Source organism: Salinivibrio sp. PR932 (genome assembly GCF_001996125.1).
Lineage (GTDB): Bacteria > Pseudomonadota > Gammaproteobacteria > Enterobacterales > Vibrionaceae > Salinivibrio > Salinivibrio proteolyticus.
The window spans coordinates 1-6246 of the sequence record NZ_MUFM01000060.1 but is presented as its reverse complement, the minus strand read 5'-3'; the positions used below and the strand labels follow the sequence as shown (position 1 = coordinate 6246).

8 protein-coding genes are annotated in these 6246 nt (G+C 41.0%); 7 read left to right on the top strand and 1 reads right to left on the bottom strand.

What is annotated here, in order from left to right:
* Positions 1–21: 21 nt before the first annotated feature.
* The 6 genes from BZG84_RS15970 (at position 22) to BZG84_RS15945 (ending at position 4835) form a co-directional block, all read left to right on the top strand.
* A complete protein-coding gene (locus BZG84_RS15970; RefSeq protein WP_077481262.1) occupies positions 22–639 on the top strand; it encodes a DJ-1/PfpI family protein in 618 nt (205 codons plus the stop codon).
* Positions 640–964: 325 nt separating this feature from the next.
* Entirely contained in the window at positions 965–2641 is a 1677-nt protein-coding gene (locus BZG84_RS15965) for an AIPR family protein (protein WP_074214609.1), read from the top strand.
* A gap of 306 nt (positions 2642–2947) precedes the next feature.
* Positions 2948–3430: a hypothetical protein gene (locus BZG84_RS15960; protein WP_077678484.1), complete on the top strand. Its 483-nt coding sequence runs from the start codon at positions 2948–2950 to the stop codon at positions 3428–3430.
* A gap of 151 nt (positions 3431–3581) precedes the next feature.
* Complete coding sequence (locus BZG84_RS15955; protein ID WP_158011511.1) at positions 3582–3950, top strand: hypothetical protein; 369 nt, start codon at positions 3582–3584, stop codon at positions 3948–3950.
* Between the two features lie 88 nt (positions 3951–4038).
* Positions 4039–4491 (top strand): hypothetical protein, encoded by a 453-nt coding sequence (locus BZG84_RS15950; protein ID WP_074214612.1) that lies wholly within the window; start codon positions 4039–4041, stop codon positions 4489–4491.
* A gap of 128 nt (positions 4492–4619) precedes the next feature.
* On the top strand, positions 4620–4835 hold the full coding sequence (locus BZG84_RS15945; RefSeq protein WP_069587895.1) for a TIGR02450 family Trp-rich protein: 216 nt from the start codon (positions 4620–4622) through the stop codon (positions 4833–4835).
* A 63-nt stretch (positions 4836–4898) separates the two neighbouring features.
* Here the strand turns inward: BZG84_RS15945 and BZG84_RS15940 are convergent, their stop codons facing one another.
* A complete protein-coding gene (locus BZG84_RS15940) occupies positions 4899–5594 on the bottom strand; it encodes a VC0807 family protein (RefSeq protein WP_077481417.1) in 696 nt (231 codons plus the stop codon).
* A gap of 200 nt (positions 5595–5794) precedes the next feature.
* Between BZG84_RS15940 and BZG84_RS15935 the strand changes: the two genes are divergently transcribed.
* Positions 5795–6010 (top strand): hypothetical protein, encoded by a 216-nt coding sequence (locus tag BZG84_RS15935; protein WP_077481419.1) that lies wholly within the window; start codon positions 5795–5797, stop codon positions 6008–6010.
* Positions 6011–6246: the final 236 nt, after the last annotated feature.

Genomic DNA, 6246 nt, shown 5'->3' with positions numbered 1-6246 from the left:
GCTATAATGTAAAAGGATATTATGTATACCGTTGCGATTGTGCTATTTGATGCATTTACCGACATCGATTTCTTTCTCATGCGCGACATCTTTGGACGTCTCTCTCAACATTGGAATGTACGCGCACTTGGTACCAAATCCGAACACACATCGACGCTTGGGCTCTCGGTAACAACAGATGGTGAACTCAGTGAAGCAAGTGAAGCTGATGTTGTATTGATTACCAGTGGCTATAAAGGCGTACCTGCCGCATTAAACGACGATGCGTTTATGAAAGCTCTATCGCTTAATCCCAATCACCAACTTATCGGCTCGATTTGTGCGGGCTCCTTTATTTTGTATCGATTAGGGTTGTTAGGCGGGCGTCAACTGACCACGCATCCCGATGCTAAACCTACCCTTGAAGCCATGGGCGCAGAAGTGCAAGACCAGCCGTTAGTGATTGATGGCAATATCGCCACGGCTGGTGGATGTTTATCGGCACTTTATCTAACCGGATGGGTGGCAGAACGCTTATTTGATACAAACGTGCGCCGAGAAATGCATCGTCAATTGCTCCCGGCTGGACAAGCAGCAACATATGAAGCACTGATTGAAGAAACAATTCAGTCAGCAAAAGTCACTCCTCTTCCTACCTAAAATCTCGTTCAATCCAAACAACTCGCAACGTTCAAACCCGAATCAGGCGATTACGACTCGCCTTTTTGGGACCAATCTAACAAAACAAGGCTTGGCTAACACTTTGGACAATAGCGCACGAAAAGCAACACAGCGCTTGATACACTAACCCGCAAAGTAGCCAATAAATGGCGTGTTAGGTGCCGACAACTGATCGGCGGTAGCGTGGTGAAACACTCGATGGTTAAGCAGCCTAAAGGCCAGATATACCGAAGACAGTGCGTGCCACAGTTTCTGTAAGTCAATATGATCTCCGATACAACTCTAAAAAAGAGAAGTTTAGATTATGAGTATAATTCACCTTAGACAAATAAATGCTTATCTCGAAGAAAATTATCGAGATCTAATTGATCTCGATGACGTTAAAGACAAAAGTAATAATGAAAAAGAACAGATCTTTAGAACTCGTTCTCTTGCTGCATATGCTTTAAAGACCCAAGCAGAAATTGAATTCGAAGTTTCTGCTAGATATGTGACAGATGGGTTTAAGGATAACGGGCTAGATGCTGTTTACTATAGTAGAGTTGATCGAGTTTTATATCTCGTTCAATCGAAATGGAATCAGGATGGTGGAGGTAGCGTTAGTGTAGGAGATACACAGAAATTTTTGCAGGGTTTTAAGGATCTTATAAATGCAAGATTTGAACGCTTTAACGATAAAATAAACAACAAAAAGCCGGAAATAGATCAAGCTTTAAATGATGCACAAACTCGTATAGTTATGGTCTTATGTTATACAGGTACTCAGCCACTGAGCTCGGAAGTTGAAACAATTATCCATGATGTTACAACCGAAATTAATGATACAACTGAAATTTTGACCTTCAAGACGCTGAGACAAAGTAATATATATAGTGCAGTTGCTAGAGGAGCAGAAGCTCAGCCTATTGATTTAGAGCTTGCGCTGCACTCGTGGGGACAAGTTAGAGAACCCTATATGGCTTTTTACGGTCAAGTTTCTGCAAGTGAAGTAGCTATATGGTGGCATGATCATTTTCCTCAAATATTCTCACCAAATATCCGTATTTATCTTGGAAATACTGAGATAAACGAAGGTATTACCGAAACTGTATTAACATCGCCTGAAAACCTTTGGTATTTTAACAATGGGATAACAGCTCTTTGCGCTAATGTGGGTAGGAAGCCTATTGGAGGAAGTGGAAGAGATATGGGTGTTTTCGAGTGTAGCGATTTTAAAATTGTGAACGGGGCTCAAACAGTTGGCTCTATAGCTGCAGCATTCGATAAGCAGCCAGATGCAGTACAAAATGCAAAAGTTCCTATAAGAATAATTTCATTGTCTGATACGCCGGAAGATTTTGGTAAAGAAATAACCAGAAATAATAATACGCAAAATCGTATAGATCGCAGGGATTTCGTTGCCCTTGATACAAACCAAGAGCGGATAAGAAATGAGCTACTGTTGGAGAATGTTGGATACGTTTATAAGTCTGGAGATTCTTTGCCAATCGGGATAGATGGATTTGATTTAGTTCAAGCAACTATATCCCTGGCATGTTCTCATAACGACTATACTTATGCTGTTCAGGCAAAACGTGAAATTGGTCGTCTATGGGATGACATATCCAAGGCTCCTTACAGAGCATTGTTTAATGACAGCGTTAATGGTCCGAATCTATGGCGTAAAGTTCTAATATCTAGAGTGATAGATAGTAGGGTTGAGGAGCTCCATCAGAATTCAGAAGGGCGAGCTAGACTTTGTGCTATTCATGGGAATAGGTTGATCATGTTTCTTGTTTTCCAAAACGTAAATTCCTCTATTTTTAGTGGTATTGGAGAGTTATCTACTAGCGAAGAGGATCATATAAGAAATTTAACAAATGAAATCTATCATAAAACGTTCTCTGTTATCGAAGAGGATTATCCAGATGCATACCCTGCAAGTCTATTTAAAAACCAGAAAAAATGTCGCCATGTGGTAGAACGTGTTCTAGCGAGTTAGTTGTAATAATTTGTCTCGTTCCCACGCTCCCGCGTGGGAATGCATATCTAGCTTTTATTCAAATACAAACAGCACCATCACGAGTGTAACATTACGCTGCCTAGAGCATTGAATCAGCTTGTTCGCTAAAGGTATTGTCGCTGTCCACGAATGTTAGAACAGAGATCAAGTGCCGTTCGGTGATTTCGTTGCGGATTGTGCCCATGATTCAAAATCCATATGCATTACCATGCATGGGCGTGGGAGCGAGTTAAAAAATAAGAGACGAGACATGTTATTTTTCATCAAATATAATTGGAGTTTTTTGTGCCTGAGTTAAAACCTCTAGATGGAATTAGTTCGAAAAGCAATTTGATATATTGGGGTAGGGTTTTAAGTAATATTGAGAATGAAATTGAAACGAGCAAAGAGTACGAAATGAATCTGGATGAAGCTCTATGCTATCCTCTATGGTTATTAGCTGCCTCCGAGTATGTTTTTTCTTTGATTCGTAGAAAGATAGGAATAATTTGTGACAAAGGTCAATCGTTAGATTATCCATATGGAAAATTAGTTAAGGAATCCCAATGCCTTCTTAGCACGGTTGCTCACGAGTATGTGAAAGAATTCGAGATTATACGAAATACGATCATTCATAAAGGCTTTCCAAATGCGTTTTCTACCACAATGAAAAAAATCAAAGACAATGAGGAAGAAAGCTATGAAGAAATCCAGCATTCAATGAGAACGCCAAGTTTTTATTTGAGAGCAAGAAAAATGATAGAGGCTATCAAGTATGAAATTGGTTGATGGTGATAATAATGGGAATTTTTTAGTTTTTACTCATATAGTATATCAGACCGTAAGCGCATATTTTGTCAGTTTTTTCACATTGCATTAATGATGTGATATTTTGGTTGGATCCATTCTGTTTATGTTGTTTTATAAAATGGAGAAAATAATGAAGGGAGTTTTAGTGCCATTGTTGGCTTTATTTTTGACAGGCTGTGCCGGATTTGGTCAGGTCGAGCGTGTTGATGATTTATCTTTGACGCAGATAAAAGCGATGAATGAAATCGAAATCATCCAAAACCCTAGTTCTTTAAAGTATGTCTCTAAAGGAAAAATAAAAGGTATTTCTTGCAAAGGATCAGCATTTAGTGGAGATACTTCAGAACAAGCAGCGATGACTCAATTGAAGATAAAGGCTGTTCAGCTAGGAGCCAATGCTGTATTGTATCCTACTTGCTCTCAGGATGCGTCAGTAGATTGGGGTAATAACTGTTGGGAGTCTTGGGTCTGTATCGGTGAAGCTGCGTTTCTTGAATAGCTTATACATAAATATAATTTTCCTCATGTTTCCAGTGCTGGGTGTCATGARAGTTAGTCTGCACTATATATTTTAAGGATATGAATCAATGAAGCATTTTTTGATTTTTGGCTTTGTTTTTATTTTGTTCGGGTGTTCATCTCCTGGTCCGATGCAAACACCTCAGGGTCCAATAAGCACACCGGCTTTTGAACCAATAGTACTTGATATGATTAAAGACGGTTCAGAGAAAGTTTTGTTTAAAGAATATACAACACTATATGAAGATAAAGATCTAAAGTCATGGGGAGTATTCTTCATTACCGAACATGGTGCATACATGGCAAATTGGAATTCATCGGAATACAAATATTACTTATCCTATAAATTGCCTATTGAAAAGCTATCTGATATCTCTGAACAGACTGTAGAACGTGATATGTGGATAGATTCTGATTTGCTAATTTTAAAAGATGTTACTGGAAAAGAAGTAGGATTTTCTTTGTATGGTAAAAATGCAGCAAGAGCAGTGTTACAAGAGATTTCTAGTCAATTAATGTAGAAAGTTTTCTCGTTCCCACGCTCCCGCGTGGGAACGAGTTACACCAACCCCAACCACTGAACCAAACCGAACCCCGTTCGTACTAGATATCGTTATGTTTAACCGATGCAGTATCTAACGGGGCAGTCGTGAACCAGATTAATCCAGCCAAGTTACGCAATAGCAAGTGGACGGCGGTCAAACCTATTAATCGCGAGAAGCACTTTGTAGTATCCGATGTTGAGTATGATGAAGACGGTGTGGTGGTGTTATGCGTGCTCGAGTCGGTGCTGTCGAAAAAAGAATATCCGATTGACTGGCGTGAGCTCAAAAGTGACGAGAAGTGGCGTCAAGGGTGGAAGTGATATTAAAGGGAGGAGGCTATCCTCCCTTTTTTGATCCGTTCCGAACGCCGCGCGGGGCGCTTGCTATTTCAGGTGGAATATTTGCTCTGTTTCAAGCGATGTCATCGCGCGTATCTGGCGCCAGATGTAGTAAAAAATACCAAACATCATCAACATGCTAGGGATAGCAATCATCGGGTAGCTGTACAGCGTCATTTTGCCCAACTCTTCATTAAACGCGGGCGTGCCGGCAGGGCTGGTGACAATCCACGTGGCAAGGAAGTAGTTCATCGCCGATGAGAACACAAAGGTGCTGGCGAACAGATAGTTTGACCACATCAAGCAACGTTCAAAGGCGTCGGATTGTCCTCTCTCTTTTAAACGCTGATTGATCAACGAGAGGTTGAGCACGGTGTCATTCAGTATTAACTTCTGCATCAGTGGGTAGCGGGTAAAGGTTGACCCTAACACCGCCAAGCCAATAAGGCCGGGGATCAGCGCCTCTTTTAAGGCTAGCCAACGGGTATCGAGCTCGAGTAGGCCAATTCCGCCTGTCAGTAAAACGCTGATAAAACCCAGTGCTGCGATAAAATTGAATTTCTGGTTACGGACCAGATCCATCCCGCCGTAAGCGAGAGGAAAGGCCAAAGCGACGACCAGTGCCGTGGCTGTCCCTAGGTATTCATCGCCGCTCAACTTCATGAGGATGATCGAGGGGATGAAAACGTTGAACAGGATTTCAAACAGGGGGCTCGGCTTTTTCGCGATGGTATTGCTCATAATCTGTGGCTAACTCTACGTGATATCGGTGTCATTATACTCTGCCAAGCAGTGTTCATCGACCCGCAATCGATGTAAAGCGCAAAAGCGAACCGTTGTGTAACTATGTGTGAAATCAATAGGTGTGAGGGATTGGATAGCGATGAGACTCGCGTTGCGCATTGCTTCTAGCGCTGCCAATGGTCTTGTAGGTAGCCAAAATGCTGATTTTTTTACCACAACTGTCTATTAAATATGCGCCGTGTTTTGATTACCGTAGTGTGATGGCGGATGTCGCTCGTAATTTCCACTCTCTAGACGGTAAGAACTGGCTAACTTACGCAGACAGTGCTTGTCCAAATGTGAAAGGTGAGGTGTTTATCCGCTCTGTCTCTGCTACTGGCGCGAACACAAGCTGCGTGACTAGCGTGAAATAACTCGATTCTTGTATGTTCATTGTTGGCAAAGCCTCAACATCCATCATGTTGAGGCTTTGTTTTTTCGGGGAAATTAAGTGTGATCTACGTCTGATTATTTTTCATTGATAAATAAGTTTTGAATTGTAATAAGCAGGTTTTTTTGTGATCTAAACCTCCTTATTGTTATGTTTGTCAATAAATAACGTGTTTAGGATCACGCTTTTATTTTTTGAATGGTTTTAAAGAAATACGAT

Coding starts and splice junctions, on each gene's coding strand:
- BZG84_RS15950 (WP_074214612.1), top strand. CDS start 4,039: ATGAAGCATTTTTTGATTTTTGGCTTTGTTTTTATTTTGTTCGGGTGT.
- BZG84_RS15955 (WP_158011511.1), top strand. CDS start 3,582: ATGAAGGGAGTTTTAGTGCCATTGTTGGCTTTATTTTTGACAGGCTGT.
- BZG84_RS15935 (WP_077481419.1), top strand. CDS start 5,795: ATGCTGATTTTTTTACCACAACTGTCTATTAAATATGCGCCGTGTTTT.
- BZG84_RS15940 (WP_077481417.1), bottom strand. CDS start 5,594: ATGAGCAATACCATCGCGAAAAAGCCGAGCCCCCTGTTTGAAATCCTG.
- BZG84_RS15970 (WP_077481262.1), top strand. CDS start 22: ATGTATACCGTTGCGATTGTGCTATTTGATGCATTTACCGACATCGAT.
- BZG84_RS15965 (WP_074214609.1), top strand. CDS start 965: ATGAGTATAATTCACCTTAGACAAATAAATGCTTATCTCGAAGAAAAT.